Annotated in this window: 18 protein-coding genes; 12 read left to right on the top strand and 6 right to left on the bottom strand. The window is 68.7% G+C overall.

The features are described from left to right. The first annotated feature begins 11 nt into the window (after positions 1-11). Positions 12-461 (top strand): hypothetical protein, encoded by a 450-nt coding sequence (locus M6444_RS17745; RefSeq protein ID WP_298330469.1) that lies wholly within the window; start codon positions 12-14, stop codon positions 459-461. On the opposite strand, the gene M6444_RS17750 is transcribed toward M6444_RS17745, so the two are convergent. The 3 genes from M6444_RS17750 to M6444_RS17760 all read right to left on the bottom strand — a co-directional run bounded on the left by M6444_RS17750 (position 458) and on the right by M6444_RS17760 (position 3,333). After that, positions 458-1,054, bottom strand: a complete 597-nt coding sequence (locus tag M6444_RS17750; RefSeq protein ID WP_298330472.1) for an AAA family ATPase — start codon at positions 1,052-1,054, stop codon at positions 458-460. The genes M6444_RS17745 and M6444_RS17750 overlap by 4 nt on opposite strands. 384 nt (positions 1,055-1,438) lie before the next feature. Further along, positions 1,439-2,038, bottom strand: coding sequence for a nicotinamidase (locus tag M6444_RS17755; protein ID WP_298330475.1), 600 nt, complete (start codon positions 2,036-2,038; stop codon positions 1,439-1,441). Beyond that, positions 2,035-3,333: a nicotinate phosphoribosyltransferase gene (locus M6444_RS17760; RefSeq protein WP_298330479.1), complete on the bottom strand. Its 1,299-nt coding sequence runs from the start codon at positions 3,331-3,333 to the stop codon at positions 2,035-2,037. The genes M6444_RS17755 and M6444_RS17760 overlap by 4 nt, the downstream gene beginning before the upstream one ends. Before the next feature lie 185 nt (positions 3,334-3,518). Here M6444_RS17760 and clpS point away from each other — a divergent pair, with 185 nt between their 5' ends. The 5 genes from clpS (at position 3,519) to M6444_RS17785 (ending at position 6,264) form a co-directional block, all read left to right on the top strand. After that, on the top strand, positions 3,519-3,815 hold the full coding sequence (gene clpS, locus M6444_RS17765; protein WP_298330482.1) for an ATP-dependent Clp protease adapter ClpS: 297 nt from the start codon (positions 3,519-3,521) through the stop codon (positions 3,813-3,815). After that, complete coding sequence (locus tag M6444_RS17770) at positions 3,779-4,411, top strand: DUF2017 domain-containing protein (protein ID WP_298330484.1); 633 nt, start codon at positions 3,779-3,781, stop codon at positions 4,409-4,411. Before clpS ends, M6444_RS17770 begins: the two co-directional genes overlap by 37 nt. A gap of 137 nt (positions 4,412-4,548) precedes the next feature. After that, a complete protein-coding gene (locus M6444_RS17775) occupies positions 4,549-4,962 on the top strand; it encodes a M67 family metallopeptidase (protein WP_298330487.1) in 414 nt (137 codons plus the stop codon). Between the two features lie 65 nt (positions 4,963-5,027). Further along, entirely contained in the window at positions 5,028-5,309 is a 282-nt protein-coding gene (locus M6444_RS17780; protein ID WP_298330490.1) for a MoaD/ThiS family protein, read from the top strand. Between the two features lie 7 nt (positions 5,310-5,316). Further along, positions 5,317-6,264, top strand: coding sequence for a cysteine synthase (locus M6444_RS17785; protein ID WP_298330493.1), 948 nt, complete (start codon positions 5,317-5,319; stop codon positions 6,262-6,264). A 190-nt stretch (positions 6,265-6,454) separates the two neighbouring features. On the opposite strand, the gene M6444_RS17790 is transcribed toward M6444_RS17785, so the two are convergent. Beyond that, positions 6,455-7,381, bottom strand: a complete 927-nt coding sequence (locus M6444_RS17790; RefSeq protein ID WP_298330496.1) for a hypothetical protein — start codon at positions 7,379-7,381, stop codon at positions 6,455-6,457. A gap of 512 nt (positions 7,382-7,893) precedes the next feature. Between M6444_RS17790 and murI the strand changes: the two genes are divergently transcribed. From murI to rdgB, 5 genes are read left to right on the top strand one after another with little or no spacing between them, the layout of a single operon-like run. Next, positions 7,894-8,724, top strand: coding sequence for a glutamate racemase (gene murI, locus M6444_RS17795; RefSeq protein ID WP_298330498.1), 831 nt, complete (start codon positions 7,894-7,896; stop codon positions 8,722-8,724). Between the two features lie 2 nt (positions 8,725-8,726). Further along, positions 8,727-9,479 carry an MBL fold metallo-hydrolase gene (locus tag M6444_RS17800; protein ID WP_298330621.1) on the top strand — a complete coding sequence of 251 codons (753 nt, stop codon included), beginning with the start codon at positions 8,727-8,729 and terminating at the stop codon, positions 9,477-9,479. After that, complete coding sequence (locus tag M6444_RS17805; RefSeq protein ID WP_298330500.1) at positions 9,479-10,219, top strand: PIG-L deacetylase family protein; 741 nt, start codon at positions 9,479-9,481, stop codon at positions 10,217-10,219. The genes M6444_RS17800 and M6444_RS17805 overlap by 1 nt, the downstream gene beginning before the upstream one ends. Before the next feature lie 51 nt (positions 10,220-10,270). Further along, entirely contained in the window at positions 10,271-10,993 is a 723-nt protein-coding gene (gene rph / locus M6444_RS17810) for a ribonuclease PH (RefSeq protein ID WP_298330503.1), read from the top strand. Beyond that, positions 10,990-11,613, top strand: coding sequence for an RdgB/HAM1 family non-canonical purine NTP pyrophosphatase (rdgB, locus tag M6444_RS17815; RefSeq protein WP_298330506.1), 624 nt, complete (start codon positions 10,990-10,992; stop codon positions 11,611-11,613). Before rph ends, rdgB begins: the two co-directional genes overlap by 4 nt. Before the next feature lie 76 nt (positions 11,614-11,689). On the opposite strand, the gene M6444_RS17820 is transcribed toward rdgB, so the two are convergent. After that, positions 11,690-12,442: an SDR family oxidoreductase gene (locus tag M6444_RS17820; protein ID WP_298330509.1), complete on the bottom strand. Its 753-nt coding sequence runs from the start codon at positions 12,440-12,442 to the stop codon at positions 11,690-11,692. Positions 12,443-12,622: 180 nt separating this feature from the next. On the opposite strand from M6444_RS17820, the gene M6444_RS17825 reads away from it, so the two are divergent. Continuing rightward, positions 12,623-14,212, top strand: coding sequence for a molybdopterin-dependent oxidoreductase (locus M6444_RS17825; RefSeq protein WP_298330512.1), 1,590 nt, complete (start codon positions 12,623-12,625; stop codon positions 14,210-14,212). A 24-nt stretch (positions 14,213-14,236) separates the two neighbouring features. Here M6444_RS17825 and M6444_RS17830 read toward each other — a convergent pair whose 3' ends face one another. Then, positions 14,237-15,337, bottom strand: a complete 1,101-nt coding sequence (locus M6444_RS17830; RefSeq protein WP_298330515.1) for a glycoside hydrolase family 172 protein — start codon at positions 15,335-15,337, stop codon at positions 14,237-14,239.

The raw sequence follows: 15,337 nt of genomic DNA on the forward strand, positions 1-15,337 counted from the left end.
GAGGAGTCGTCATGCATCCGACCCACCTGCCACTTCGCGCCGCGACCGGCGCGTACATCCTCAACTCCGGCATCAGCAAGCTGGGCGCCGACGACGACACGGCCAACTTCCTGCACGCTTCGGCGGCTGGCACCTATCCCGCGCTGTTCCGGAACATGCAACCGAAGAAGTTCGCCCAGCTGCTCGCCTACAGCGAGATGGCCGTCGGCGCCGCCCTGCTCGTGCCGATGGTGCCTGCCACCCTCGCCGGGGTCGCGCTGACCGGGTTCGGTGCCAGCCTCGTCGGTATGTACTTCAAGACGCCGTCCATGACCCTCGACGACGGCATTCGGCCCAGTCATGAGGGCATGGCCTTGGCCAAGGACATCTGGCTCGTGGGGGCCGGGCTGACGCTGGTGGGTCAGGGCATCCTCGGCGCGCCGGAGCCGAAGAAGAAGACTCGGCGCAAGCGGCGTCGCTAGGTCGTTCCCTTCACGGGGCCGGTCGCGGCGTGCAGGCGTTCGACCTGCTGGTCCAGTGGCGGCGCGCCGTGCCGGTTGTCGATCTCGTGATGGGGGACCGGCGGGGGCTCGTCGGGCCGCGTAGCGGCAGTGAACGCATCGAAGTTGGCGAGTTTCTGCGCGTCGCGGTCGTTGCCGCGTTCGACGATCCGGGCGCGTAGCGTGCCGGGGTCCGAGCGCACCCAGACCAGCCGCACCGGGTCACCACCGAGGCGCTCGACGTAGTCGGCCCAGCGGTCCTTGTGACGGATCTGCTCGGAGAACGGCGCGACGAGCAGGGCCGGGCAACCGGCAGAGCGGATCTCGCGCGCGGTGTCGGCGATCCCGGTGTACTCGTGCACCTTGATGTGCTCGTCGTACCACGGCCCCTCACGCTCGCCGAACGGTCGCCCCGCGGCAGCCAGCGTCGCCACGACGAACGAGGCGTAGATGGTGTCCTTGTCCAGCAGCGCCGGAACGGGCTCGAGCCGGTCGGCCAGCATCCGGGCCACCGTCGTCTTGCCCGCGCCGGGCGCGCCGGCGATCAACCATGCCGCAGGGGTGCTGGTGCTCACCCGCGGGAGACTACCGACCCCGGTGTGGGGCGAGGCAGCCTGGAGCGCCTGGCGTCCTGCCCGCGTCGTGAAGATCGTCGTGTGGTTGGTTGCGGGGTTCGGCTGGTCGTGAAGATCGTCGTGGCTGAATTTGCCGGTATAGGGTGCGGATCTTCACACGACGATCTTCACGACCGGCGGATTCGGCTCGAGGTCACACGACGATCTTCACGACCGGCGGATTCGGCCCGAGGTCACACGACGATCTTCACGACCGACCGGATTCGGTCGGGGCTCACACGACGATCTTCACGACCCACCAACACAGCCCTCTGGTGGAGGGTTGTTCACCCTTCCGGCGCGCGGGATGAGTGGAAAAGTCTCCAGGAGTGGGGCGACGCCCGCCTACGCCGCGCGGACGACCGGTTTGCCCTCCAGCTGGACTCCGGCGGCGCGCATGTCCTCCAGCGCTCGCTGCGTCGTCTGGCTCGACACCCCGGCGGTGAGGTCGAGCAGCACGCGCGAGTTGAAACCCGCACGGGCTGCGTCGATGGAGGTGGCGCGCACGCAATGGTCGGTGGCGATACCGACCACATCGACATCGGTCACGCCGCGCGAGCGCAGCCATTCCTCGAGGCTGGACCCGTCCTGGCACCGTCCTTCGAAACCGGAGTAGCCGTGGGAGTACTCGCCCTTGTTGAACACGGCGTCGAACGGCTGTGGGTCGAGATTGGGATGTAGGGCTGCGCCGTCGGTGCCCGCCACGCAGTGCGGCGGCCAGCTGGTGACGTAGTCGGGATCGTCAGAGAAGTGGTCGCCGGGGTCGATGTGGTGGTCACGAGTGGCGACCACGTAGTCGTAGCGGCGCTCGCCCTCGTCCGCTTCGACCCACTCTTTCAGCACCTCTGAGATCGCGTAGGCGGTGTCGGCGCCGCCGTTGACGGCGAGCGCTCCGCCTTCGCAGAAGTCGTTCTGCACATCGACGACGATCAGTGCGCGCGTCATGAAGACTCCTCGTACAGCGTGGGGATCGCGGGTTCTCCGCGGGACATCTGCAACGCGGTCGGGGGGAGTTCGGCTCGCGCGGCGGCATGGCGACGGCGGGCGGCGTCGAGGGGCTCGTGCCCGACGATCTCGCCCGAGCGGACGAGTGGACGCAGCAACGGGCGGTCGTCGCCGTCGTCGGCGGGTTCGTGACCGACACCGAGGACCTCGGCGCGGGCGATGCCGCGCGGGTCGCGTCGGCGCATCGCGTACTTCCGCCCGCCCCTGCTGGATTTGCCGGGGCTGCTCTTCTCGACCGAGATCATGTCGCCGTCGTCACTTTCACGAGCGACCAGCTTGTAGACCAGCCCGGCCGTCGGCGCGCCGGCCCCGGTGACCAGCGATGTGCCGACGCCGTAGACGTCGACGGGCGCCGAGGCCAGCGCGGCGATGGCGTGCTCGTCGAGGTCGCTGGTGACGACGATGCGGGTGGCGGTGGCGCCGAGCGCGTCGAGTTGCGCCCGGACCTCGCTGGCCAGCGACACCAGGTCGCCGGAGTCCAGGCGCACCGCACCGAGGTCCGGCCCGGCGATGCGGATGCCGGTCTTCACCGCTTCGGCGACGTCGTAGGTGTCGACCAGCAATGTGGTCTTCTTCCCGAGGGAGTCGACCTGGGCGGTGAACGCGTCGTGCTCGGAGTCGTGCAGCAGGGTGAACGAATGTGCGCTGGTGCCGCGGGTGGGCACGCCGTACTGCCGGCCGGCTTCCAAGTTGCTCGTGGACTCGAAGCCGGCGATGTAGGCCGCTCGGGCCGCTGCGACGGCAGCGTGCTCGTGGGTGCGTCGCGAGCCCATCTCGATGCAGGGGCGTTCGCCCGCGGCTCCGGTCATCCGTGAGGCCGCCGACGCGACGGCGGAGTCGAAGTTGAGGATCGACAGCGCGAGCGTCTCGAGCAGGACCGCTTCGGCGAACGTGCCTTCGACCACGAGCAGCGGCGAGTACGGGAAGTACGCATCTCCTTCGCCGTAACCCCAGATGTCGCCGGTGAAGCGGTATTCGGACAGCCACTCCACGGTCGCGTCGTCGACCACGTCGGTCTCGCGCAGGAACGCCAATACGTCGTCGTCGAAGCGGAACGACTCGATCGCCTGGAGCAGGCGGCCGGTTCCGGCGACGACGCCGTACCGGCGGCCCTCGGGTAACCGCCGGGCGAAGACCTCGAAGACCGACCGGCGCTGACCGGTCCCCCTGGCCAGCGCGGCCTGGAGCATCGTCAGCTCGTACTGGTCGGTGAGCAGCGCAGTCGTACCCGACACAGGCACCAGACTATGCGCTAACCGGCGTACGAGCCCAGCAGCGCGCCAGACTGGCGCCGGGACGGTCTCAAGAGGGATGATGGGGTGTTGGCTCGTGCGGAGCGACGTGAGCTGTGCATGTACACCACCTGCCGGGGCGGGCAAACGCCGGGTGATGGCCGGAGATGACACCATAGGGGGTCGTGATGACCGCACCCGTTGAGATCGAGCGCCCGGAGGCCGAGGAGGCCCCCGTGGCCGACGTGCCATGGGTCACGGTCGTCTGGAACGATCCGGTCAACCTCATGTCCTACGTGACCTACGTTTTTCAGACATACTTCGCCTATCCGAAGGTCAAGGCCGAGAAGCTCATGCTCGAGGTGCATGAGAAGGGTAAGGCCGTGGTGTCCTCCGGGACGCGGGAGGAGATGGAACGGGACGTGGAGGCCATGCACTCGTATGGCTTGTGGGCGACGTTGCAGAAGGCGGGGGACCGAGTCTGAGTACCGCGTTCCGTCGGGCCCGAGGCGGCGGTGTCGCCGCTTCCTTCCACACCGTCGAGATAGAGCTGCTGCGTTCGCTGGTCGGGCAGCTACTCGAACTGGTCCGCGACGAGCACGCCGCCAGTCCTGGCGACACCGGCTGGGCCGCCGAGCTCGGACTCAGCGACGAAGAACAAAAGCGCCCCACCGACCCCGTCCTGCTACGGCTGTTCCCCGATGCCTACCCCGACGACGACGAAGCCGCCTCGGACTTCCGCCGGTTCACCGAGCGCGGCCTGCGCGAGGCCAAGGCCGGCACGGCAGCCACCGTGCTGGCGTCGCTGGCCACGGCCGAGGACGGGCTGGCCAACGATTCCAGCAAGCCGCGCGAGAAGATCCGGATCGAACTGGACGGCGACGAATCGCAGGCGTGGCTGCGGACGTTGACCGACCTGCGCCTGGCCCTGGGAACCCGCCTCGGGGTCAGCGAGGGCGACGACGAGCAGTGGCAGGCGCTGGACGAGAACGACCCGCGCCGTCACGTCCACGACGTCTACGACTGGCTCGGCTGGGTCCAGGAGACGCTCGTGCGCACCCTGTCTGCCGGCCTCGACTGACTTCTCCGCCGGCTCGACTCCGAAATGATCATGTTCACTTGGCAATTGCCTGCCACACCACCCGTGCACGCCTGGTGATGCGACAGAACGCCTGGTGGTGACCCGGTCGCGCGGCCGCCCACGTATCCTTGGGAGCCGTGCTGACCATCCGCCGCGACCTCGTCGACGCCATCATCGCCCACGCCCGCCGGGACCACCCGGACGAAGCCTGCGGTGTCATCGCCGGCCCGGCCGGTTCCGATCGGCCAGAGCGGTTCATCCCCATGATCAACGCCGCGCGCTCGCCAACGTTCTACGAGTTCGACTCGATGGATCTGCTGCGGCTGTACAAGGAGATGGACGAGCGCGACGAGGAGCCCGTCGTCATCTACCACTCACACACCGACACCGAGGCTTACCCGTCGCGGACCGACGTCGCCTACGCCTCCGAGCCGAATGCGCACTACGTGCTGGTCTCGGACGCCATCGAGGGCGAGACGCAGTTCCGATCCTTCCGCATCGTCGACGGCGAGGTGACCGAAGAAGAGGTAAAGATCATCGATGGGGAATGATGGCACCGCCTGCCATCGTTTCCACTGTTGAAGGTCCGTCTACCCATCACTCAGGAGCGCGTCCCATGGCCGTCGAGGTCCGAATCCCCACGATCCTGCGCCAGTACACCGACGGCGCGAAGTCTGTCGAGGGCCACGGTGACACCTTGGCGGCCCTGATCGACGATCTCGAGTCGCGGCATGCCGGACTGCGTGACCGGCTGATCGAGAACGGCACGTTGCGTCGGTTCGTGAACGTCTATCTCAACGACGAGGATGTCCGCTTCCTCGAAGGGGAGAAGACGCCGGTGTCCGACGGCGACGTGGTCACGGTGCTGCCGGCCGTCGCGGGCGGCGGGCCTGCGTGACGCCCTGATGCGGTACCCGTCGCTACTGCACTCCGTTGGCCGGACGCCGCTGGTCGGGCTACCGAGCCTGTCGCCGTCGCCCGACGTTCGCCTCTGGGCCAAACTCGAAGACCGCAACCCGACCGGATCGGTGAAAGACCGCCCGGCGCTGCGGATGATCGAGGCCGCCGAAGCTGACGGGCGGCTGGCCCCCGGCGCCACGATTCTCGAGCCGACCTCGGGCAACACTGGGATCTCGCTGGCCATGGCGGCCAAACTCAAGGGGTATCGGCTGATCTGTGTCATGCCGGAGAACACCTCCGAGGAGCGCCGTCAGCTACTGCGGATGTGGGGCGCGGAGATTATCGCGTCGCCGGCGGCCGGCGGATCGAACGAAGCGGTGCGGGTGGCCAAGGGGCTGGCCGCCGAGAACCCGGACTGGGTCATGCTCTATCAGTACGGCAACGCCGGCAACGCTCTCGCCCACTACGAGACGACCGGCCCGGAGCTGCTCGAGGACTTGCCCGAGATCACGCACTTCGTCGCCGGACTCGGAACCACCGGCACCTTGATGGGTGTCGGCCGGTATCTGCGCGAGAAGCTGCCCGACGTGCAGATCGTCGCCGCGGAACCGCGCTACGGCGAACTGGTTTATGGGCTGCGCAACCTCGATGAAGGGTTCGTCCCCGAGCTCTACGACGAGTCGGTGCTGACCTCGCGCTACTCCGTCGGCCCGCGCGAGGCGGTACAGCGCACGCGCGAACTGCTCGAACGCGAGGGCATCTTCGCCGGCATCTCCACCGGAGCGGTCCTGCACGCCGCGTTGGGCATGGCCGGCAAGGCGGTCGCCGCGGAACGCAGCGCCGACATCGCGTTTATTGTCGCCGACGGCGGCTGGAAGTACTTGTCCACCGGCGCCTACGAAGGCACGCTCGACGAAGCCGAAGACCGCTTGGACGGCCAGCTCTGGGCCTGACGTGGGCGATGGTTCGGCGTCGGGTTGGTGATGGGGTTCGGCGCGATCATGAGGCGTTTCCGGCGTTACGGCGCCGCGGTTGACTCATGATCCTGCTTTGAGCGGCGACGTCAACGAGCGATTCTGCGTTGGTTGCGGGTCAAGACCGGAATGGCAGTCCGAGCGCCCGGGTCGTCAGGACGTCACCGGCTCAGCCTCGCCAGCCGCCGTGGCGCAAGGCATCGGTGAGCAGGGTACCGACGCGTTCGCGCTGATGACGCACCGCGTGCGACGTGAACTGGAGCACTCTGCGGCCGTGGGCGGCGATGACCGCCAGACGGTCCAGGTCCGCATTCCAGGTGACGACCTCCAGGTGCTGGCTGCCGTGAACTTCCGCGGTGACACCGAATACCGGCCAGTCCGCGTCGAGGTAGTGACGACCGTCGGGACCCTGCACGATCGCCTGACGTCGGGGTTCGGGGAGCCGGCATCGGCGCCGGATCAGGTCGAATTCGCGCTCCGGTAGCGACGCGATGCCGCCTTCGGCGTCGTCGATGGATTCCACGATGAGCGCATGCCGAAAGCACGGCCCGCGCCGGCTCAGCGCGTCGCGCAGGTCGGCGCACCGAACCAGCCGCTGTTGCACGCCGGCCAAGATGATCGCTCGGGCGTAGTTGTCCGATGTGCTCCACGAGGCACCGTCGACGAGGCTGCGCGCCATTCGCGTGCGGCGGGGCTCGCGTGCGGGATGCACGTCCTCGGGGCCAAGCCAATGAGACAGCTTGGTGATCAGACCTGGCCGCTCGGGGCGTCGCAAGCCGGCCGGAACGACGAGATAGGCGTCGTTCACGCTGAACCCTTCGAGCCCGTCCAGCTCAGCGGCGGTCAGACCGGCAAGGGCGGAGCCAGGTGGTGCTGCGAGCAGGCAGATCCGGCGTTCTTGCTGCCTGGAAACGGGGCCGTTGTGCGCGACGTAGATGCCTCGGTGCACGCGTCGCCAGCGGCCGGCTCGAATCTCCTGCCGGACCTGTGACCACGTCAGCCAGGCCGACACATCGCTGTAGCGAAAGACGAAGTCCTGGCGCCGCAGGAGGTCATGGACTTCCTGGGCGTGATCGCCGTGCTGCGGGGTGTTCACGGTGACGATGATCAACACGCGCCTGTCCGGGTAACAGGCGCTCGCGGCGAATTGTGGACAACGCCGGCCGCATCGACGGCTTGTGGACAACCAAGCGGACGCGGTCGGGCCGTGAGCCGAGACAACATGCGGATTATGGGCGCGGCGTCAATCATGAGTCACCTGTGGCGCTGTGGCGCCGGAGGTGACTCATGATCGCCAGAGGTGTTGTGCGTTGGCGCCGGCGATGCCTCATGATCACGCCGCAGCGGAGATCATGGGTCGCTTGTGGCGCGGTGACGCCGGTAGTGCCCCATGATCGCCGCAGGTGTTGTGCGATCGCGCCGGCGATGACTCATGATCACGCCGCATGCGCGATCATGAGGCAACCACCGCCGATAAGCACGCCCCCACGATCACAGGCAACGATCACACGACGACCACCGCCCGGAACGACCGGAAACGTGGCCTTCGACACGTCGGCACCCGGGTGATCGTCGTCCGCGGACGTGGCGGCGTACGCTCGTGCAGCGATGAACGACGCACCTATCGGGATCTTCGACAGCGGCGTGGGCGGTCTCACGGTCGCTCGCGCCGTGCTCGATCAGCTCCCGCACGAGCCGGTCCTCTATGTCGGCGACACCGCCCGCGGGCCGTACGGCCCCAGGCCGATCGCACAGGTGCGGTCGTACGCGCTCGACGTCATGGATTCCCTCGTCGCCGAGGGTGTGAAGATACTCGTCATCGCGTGCAACTCGGCGAGCAGTGCGGTGTTGCGCGACGCCCGCGAACGCTATGACGTCCCGGTGGTCGAGGTCATTCAACCGGCGGTCAGACGTGCCGTCGCGGCGACGCGGAACGGGCACATCGGTGTCATCGGTACGACGGCGACGGTGACGTCGCGCGCGTATGAAGACTCTTTCGCCGCGGCGCCGCATCTGCGCATCACCACCCGCGCCTGCCCGAGCTTCGTGGAGTTCGTCGAGCAGGGCGTCACCCACGGGCCTGACCTCGAGCGGGTCGCTCACGAGTACCTCGACCCGGTCCGCGAAGCCGGCGTCGACACTCTCGTCCTCGGCTGCACGCACTATCCGCTACTCACCGCCGTCATCGCCTACGTGATGGGCGACCAGGTGACCCTGGTCAGCAGCGCGGAAGAGACCGCCAAGGACGTGTTCCGCGTGCTGGCCGAGCACGACCTCATGCGTGCGGACCGCACCGAGCCGCCGCGGCACCAGTTCCGCTCGACCGGCGACCCGCGTCCGTTCCTCCGGCTCGGCAACCGGTTCCTCGGGCCCGAGATCGCCTCGGTGGAAGAGACGAGTGAGATTCCGGTGGTGCGACGCGCAGGCGAGGAGGCGTGACGATGCGGTTGACGGTGCTGGGCTGTTCCGGCTCGATGCCCGGCCCGGACTCGCCCGCCTCGGGTTATCTGATCGAGGCTGACGGAGCGCGGATCGTCGTCGATCTGGGTAACGGTGCGCTGGGTCCGTTGCAGCGTCATGTCGGCACCGAAGGCCTCGCCGACGTCGACGCGGTCGTGCTCAGCCACCTGCATCCCGACCACTGCATGGACCTGTGCGGGCTCTACGTGGCATTGCGCTACGGGGTGGGGATCGACCGACGTATCCCGGTGTACGGGCCGGAAGGTTCGGCGAAGCGGATGGCCGCGGCCTACGGGCGCGAACCGGAGCCCGGGTTGACCGGCGTGTTCGACTTCGCCACCCATCCCGACGGCGCCTTCGACGTCGGCCCGTTCACCTTGCGTGTCGTGCGCGTGGCCCATCCGGTGCCGGCCTACGCCATCCGCGTCGAGCGTGACGGCAAGGCGGTCGTGTACTCCGGTGACACCGGACCTGCCGCGGCGTTGGTCGAGCTCGCCCGCGACGCCGATCTGCTGCTGTGCGAGGCGGCGTTCGACGACGGCGACGAGCATCCGCCGGACATCCACCTGACGGGCCGGCAAGCCGGTGAGCACGCCGCCGCGGCGGGCGCACAGCGGCTGGTGGTCACGCACGTGCCACCATGGGGCGATCCGCACCGGGCCGTCACTGCTGCTCGGGCCGTGTACGACGGGCCGGTGGAAGCGGCCGTGCCCGACGCCACCTGGGAGGTCTGATGGCCGACGTCTCGCCACTGGAGCCGCTGCCGGAGGACTGGCAGTCCGCACTGGTGATCGCTCCGCATCCGGACGACATCGAGTACGGCGCCGCGGCCGCGGTCGCGCGCTGGACCCAACAGGGCAAGCAGCTGGCCTATTGCCTCGTCACCAGCGGTGAGGCCGGCATCGACTCGATACCGCCGGAGACGGCCGGCCCGCTGCGCGAAGCGGAGGAGCGCGAGTCTGCGCGCATCGTGGGCGTCGACGACGTGGAGTTCCTCAGGTATCCCGACGGCGTCGTGGAGTACAGCTTGGCGCTACGCCGTGACCTGGCGCGCGTGATCCGCCGGCACCGGCCCGACATCGTCATCACGGGAAACCCGCGTGAGACCTACGGCGGGACGATGCTCAACCAGGCCGATCACATCGCCGTCGGGCGCGCCGTCATCGATGCCGCCCGTGACGCCGGCAATCGCTGGGTGTTCCGCGAGCTCGTCGACGAAGGGTTCGAACCGTGGAACGGCGTCCGCGCCGTCTGGGCGGCCGGATCGCCCGAGGCACAGCACGCGGTCGAGATCACCGACACGTTCGAGCTCGGCGTCGCTTCGCTGCGCGCCCACGCAGCGTACTTGGAAGCCCTCGGCCCCGATCATCCCGACCCGGCGGAGTTCCTCGAGGGCTTGGCTCGTGAGGCCGGGACCCGCCTCGGGTGCCGCTTCGCCACGTCGTTCGAGGTGTATCCGCTGCACTTGTACTGATCGGGCACGTCGCTCGACCGCCGCTGTAGCCGAACCGATAGCTTGGAGCCCATGACTCGCACCGACGGCCGGCAGGCCGACCAGCTCCGCCCGGTCACGATGAACCGTGGCTGGCTCGACAACGCCGAGGGATCGGTTCTCATCGAGTTCGGCCGTACCCGCGTGCTCTGCGCGGCCTCGGTCACCGAAGGGGTGCCGCGCTGGCGCAAGGGTTCCGGGCTCGGGTGGGTCACGGCCGAGTACGCGATGCTGCCGCGCTCGACGAACACGCGGTCCGACCGCGAGTCGGTCAAGGGTCGTATCGGCGGGCGCACACACGAGATCTCGCGGCTGATCGGACGCTCCTTGCGCGGCATCATCGACACTGCTGCGCTGGGCGAGAACACCCTGGTGCTCGACTGCGACGTGTTGCAGGCGGACGGCGGCACGAGGACGGCTGCCATCACCGGTGCCTACGTCGCCCTGCACGACGCCGTGTCGTGGATGCGCGAGCGTGGTCTGCTGGCGTCGGACACCGTGCTCACCGACTCGGTCGCGGCGATCTCGGTCGGTGTCGTGGACGGCGAGCCGTTGCTCGACCTGTGCTATGAGGAAGACGTGCGCGCCGAAACGGACATGAACGTCGTGCTGACCGGCGACGGGCGCTACATCGAGGTGCAAGGCACCGCCGAGGGCGAGCCGTTCGATCGCTTCGAGCTCGATTCGTTGCTGGGGCTGGCCGAGGCGGGTTGCCGGGAGCTCACCGAGTTGCAGAAGAACGTCTTGGCATCGTGACCGGCACTGCCTCGCGGGTGGTGCTGGCCACTCGCAACGAGCACAAGGTCGTCGAGATCCGCCGCATCCTGGCCGAGGCCGGTGTCGTCGTCGACCTGACGAGTGTCGCTGAGTTCCCCGAGGTCGGCGACGTGGTCGAGTCCGGCCTGACGTTCACCGAGAACGCGCTGCTGAAGGCCCGGGCCGTGGCTGCGGGCACCGGGCTGCCGGCGCTGGCCGACGATTCCGGCATCACCGTGGCCGCGATGAACGGCATGCCCGGGATCTTCTCCGCGCGGTGGGCCGGCCCCGGCGCCGGCGACGCCGCCAACCTGCACCTTCTGCTCGCTCAGCTGCAGGACGTGCCGGACGAGCATCGCGGCGCCGCCTTCGTCAGCGTCGCGGCTCTCGTCCGGCCCGACGGGCGCGAGTTCGTGGCGGAAGGCCGGGTCGAGGGCAGGCTGATCCGAGAACCGCGCGGGGCGAACGGCTTCGGCTACGACCCGATCTTCGTACCCGAGGGCGAGTCACGCACCACCGCCGAGCTCTCCGCGGCCGAGAAGGACGCGCTGAGTCATCGCGGCCGCTCGTTCCGCGCCATCGCTCCCCACGTCGCCGCCGTAAATGATCATGTTCACTAGGCAATTCCCCAGTGCACCACCCATGCACGCCTGTTGATGCGACAGAAATCCCAGGGGTGCGCCCGCCAAGTCCGGTCTAGTCCACGATGGCGCCGCAGGTGATGTTCAACTCCGAGCCGGTGATCGAGGCCGCCCGATCCGACGCGGCGAAGGCGGCCACGTCAGCGACGTCTCGGAAGGTGGCTGTACGGCCCAGCATCGTGGGTTGCACGAGGGACTCGACGAGAGCGTCTCGACCCGGGAAGTCCTCCGGGATGGTCTCGGCAATGCCGCCGGTCTTCAAGCCGACGACGCGGATGCCGTGCGGGCCGAGCTCGGCGGCCAGCTGTTTGCGAAGCATGTCGACGGCGGCGAGTGACACCTGGAAGCCGCCGATGAAGTAGTCCTGCATCGGATCGCCGACACCGCCGAACGTCAAGATCACCCCCGATCGCTGCTCGATCATGTGGCGCGCAGCCGCCCTCGCCGTCAGGAACGTCGTCCGAACCGCGGTGTGAATCGGCTGTTCGAAGTCGGCCACCGACATCTGCGCGAGTGGTGTTCCCTGGATGTCGCCAACGGAGATCAGGTTGATGGAGACGTCGATGCGTCCGGCTCGGGCGGCGACGGCGTCGGCATGCTCGGCGACGGCTGTTTCGTCGAGCGCGTCGAGCTGTGCAGTCTCCACGGCGCCGCCGGCCGCACGAATCTCGTCGGCCACGGCCTCGAGTGGTTCCGCCGTGCGACTGGCCAAGTGGACCGTGGCGCCTTCGCCGGCGAAACCGAGGGCGACTGCTCGCCCGATCGCTCCGGCGCCGTAGACGATGGCGTTCTTGTTCTCGAGAAGCATGTCGCTACCTCACGGTGTGATCAGAATGCGCGCGGATGGTCCCTCGAGCCAAGACTCCCACTGGGCTTGCTCTTGTCCAGCGGGTCGGCCCGCGGCGCTTGCACCGGCAGATTCTGAACAATCGATGACGATCATGCTCGGGCTGTGTCATCGATCAGCGCGGCGGCGCATGATCGTGGTGTGAGTACTTCGTCCCGTCCATCCACGCGGCCGCAGCCTTCGGCGAGCACGCCGCAGACGCCGCGCTGGCGCTCGGCGTTGGCTGGTGTGCTTGCCCTCGCTGCGGGGTTGGCCGCAGCCGAACTCGTCGCCGGAGCCTTGGCGCGCGGAACGACGCCGTTCGTCGCGGTGGGTGAGACGTTCATCGACATGACGCCGGGCTGGCTGAAAGATTTCGCCATCGAGTGGTTCGGTACCGCCGACAAGGCCGTCCTGCTCGGCGGTATGGCTGTGGTGCTGGTGGCCCTCGGCGTCGGGGTGGGCGTGCTCAGCGAACGCAGGCCAGGCGCAGGCCACCTGGCCGCATTGGCCCTTCTGGCCGTGGCGGGTATCGCCGTGTGGAGCCGGCCGGACACCACCGGCGCCGACCTCATTCCGGTCGGTGCTGCCGGAGTCGTGGCGCTGCCGGCGCTGAGTTGGCTGGTCGGACTCTCGCGCCAGGTCGATCAGCCGACCGCACAGACACCAGCGTCCTCGCCTGAGGCGACGAGCCGGCGGGCGTTCCTCACCGCCGCGACGGCCGCTGCGGCGTTCGCCGTCACCGGCACCGGTGTCGGACGGTGGCTGGCCTCCCGGCGCGTCGGCGTGGAAAGTTCCCGCGAGGAGCTGGCCGCCAGCATCGACCTGCCGACGCCGGACGTACCGGCCAGCGTCGACCTCGGCGTCGACGGCGCCGAACCGTGGCGCACGCCGAACGCCGACTTCTACCGCATCGACACCGCGCTGTCCGAGCCGCTGATCCACCCCGCCGACTGGACGCTGCGTATCCACGGCATGGTCGAACGCGAAGTCGAGATCGACTACGACGCATTGATCGAGATGGGCTTGGTCGATCGGTGGCTGACGTTGAACTGTGTCTCCAACGAGGTCGGCGGCGGTCTGATCGGCAACGCGCTGTGGACGGGCGTGCCGATCGCCGACGTCCTCGCGCTGGCCCGCCCGTTGCCTGACGCCGACGCCGTCCTGTCGACCTCCGACGACGGATGGAACGCCGGTACGCCCCTTGAAGCGCTCACCGACGGTCGCGATGCGCTGCTGGCCGTCGGGATGAACGGCGAGCCGCTGCCCCTCGAGCACGGGTTCCCGGTGCGGATGATCGTGCCGGGCCTGTACGGCTACGTCAGCGCCACCAAGTGGGTGGTCGACCTCGAGGTGAGCCGGTTCGACGCGTTCGAGGCGTACTGGACGACCCGCGGCTGGGCTGAGCGGGGCCCGGTGAAAGTCGCCTCGCGGATCGACGTCCCGGCTTCCGGCGACGACGTCACCGCAGGCACGGTCGCCGTCGCCGGCGTGGCCTGGGCACAGCACCGCGGCATCGAGCGCGTAGAGGTCCGCGTCGACGACGGATCGTGGCAGCCGGCCCGCCTGGCCGACGTCCCGAGCGCCGACACGTGGCGCCAGTGGATCTACGAGTGGGACGCCGAGCCAGGCGATCACACACTGCAGGTCCGCGCGGTCACCGCGGACGGCGAAGTCCAGACCAGTGAGCAGGCGCCGCCGGCGCCGAACGGCTCGTCCGGCCGGCACGGCATCGACGTCCACGTGACTTGACCTCGGCCGTCCGCGGGTCGGGCGTCAGTCCACCTCGAGGTCGATCAGTCCCGGTGTTTCCGGCCGCGACGGCGTGCTCGGCCGGTCCAGGTAGAACCACGCCGTGGAGGCGATGTCGTCGCTGGTCGGGCGGTAGCGGTGAGGGAGCCCGTTGTGATGCCCCGGCCCGATGCCCAGGCTCTGCACCGTGACCCGGAGGTCCTCGGCGAACCGGATCGGGTCGGGGAGGTGCCAGCGATACATCCCGAAACGCTGCTGACTGGCGTAGAGGCCGTCCGGGCGCAGCACCTGGTTCAAGCCGAGATACGGCGTGGTGAACGCGGTGTACCCGGTACCGGGGACGTCGAAGTTCCAGGCACCGCCGAAGTAGTCCTCGGTCCCGGTACCGCAGATGGTGGGGAACTCGTCGTCGCCGTCGAGGTAGAACTTCACCTCGCCCTCGCCCCACCAGCCGGGGTCGTTGACGCCCCACGCCAGGTAGGTGCCGACGTAGTGACCAGCGCCCTGCACGCCGTCGAGCAGCGTGTGCACCTCGCCGCGGGGGACGGGGTGGCTGCGCCGCCACTGCGCGTGCAGGTAGCTGGCGTCGTCGGGAACGTCGTCGAGCTCGTAGTCGATCTGGTAGTAGAGGACGATCTCGGCGGCGGACAGGTTCTCCAGGGTGATCCGGGCCGAGCGCCGGAACGGCATCGGCCAGTACGCGTTGAACCCGCCGTTCGGGTTCGCCGCCACCGGTACCGAACTGACCTGGCTGAAGATGTTCCAGCCGTTGCAGAAGAAGTCACCGAGCGGGACCTCGACGGCGGGTTCCTGCTCGCCGTCCCAGTGGATGCGCAGCAGCGTACGCCGCCACGCCTGGTGCGGCGCGGTGGTGCACCAGATGTGGGTGATGGTTCCCGGGCCGTCGATCTCGCCGAGCACGGCGGTTTCACCAGGGGCGATGTGGATCGAGGGGGAGATCTTCCACCCTTGGCCCAGTCCGGTGGCCGCTCGCGCGCCGGTGCCTTCGGTCGCCATGCCACCTGCGCCTTTCGCGCCGGTGAAGTTCTCGGCCGAGATCGAGCGGGTGACGGCGGAGGTGCGCAGGGCGATGCCGCCGAGGCCGGAGGACAGACTGCTGGTCAC

The sequence above is a fragment of the Haloactinopolyspora sp. genome, from assembly GCF_027324685.1.
In the GTDB taxonomy this organism is placed as follows: Bacteria; Actinomycetota; Actinomycetes; order Jiangellales; family Jiangellaceae; genus Haloactinopolyspora.

Coding starts and splice junctions, on each gene's coding strand:
- murI (WP_298330498.1), top strand. CDS start 7,894: ATGAACGACGCACCTATCGGGATCTTCGACAGCGGCGTGGGCGGTCTC.
- clpS (WP_298330482.1), top strand. CDS start 3,519: ATGACCGCACCCGTTGAGATCGAGCGCCCGGAGGCCGAGGAGGCCCCC.
- M6444_RS17745 (WP_298330469.1), top strand. CDS start 12: ATGCATCCGACCCACCTGCCACTTCGCGCCGCGACCGGCGCGTACATC.
- M6444_RS17755 (WP_298330475.1), bottom strand. CDS start 2,038: ATGACGCGCGCACTGATCGTCGTCGATGTGCAGAACGACTTCTGCGAA.
- M6444_RS17820 (WP_298330509.1), bottom strand. CDS start 12,442: ATGCTTCTCGAGAACAAGAACGCCATCGTCTACGGCGCCGGAGCGATC.
- M6444_RS17785 (WP_298330493.1), top strand. CDS start 5,317: ATGCGGTACCCGTCGCTACTGCACTCCGTTGGCCGGACGCCGCTGGTC.
- rph (WP_298330503.1), top strand. CDS start 10,271: ATGACTCGCACCGACGGCCGGCAGGCCGACCAGCTCCGCCCGGTCACG.
- M6444_RS17800 (WP_298330621.1), top strand. CDS start 8,727: ATGCGGTTGACGGTGCTGGGCTGTTCCGGCTCGATGCCCGGCCCGGAC.
- M6444_RS17805 (WP_298330500.1), top strand. CDS start 9,479: ATGGCCGACGTCTCGCCACTGGAGCCGCTGCCGGAGGACTGGCAGTCC.
- M6444_RS17780 (WP_298330490.1), top strand. CDS start 5,028: ATGGCCGTCGAGGTCCGAATCCCCACGATCCTGCGCCAGTACACCGAC.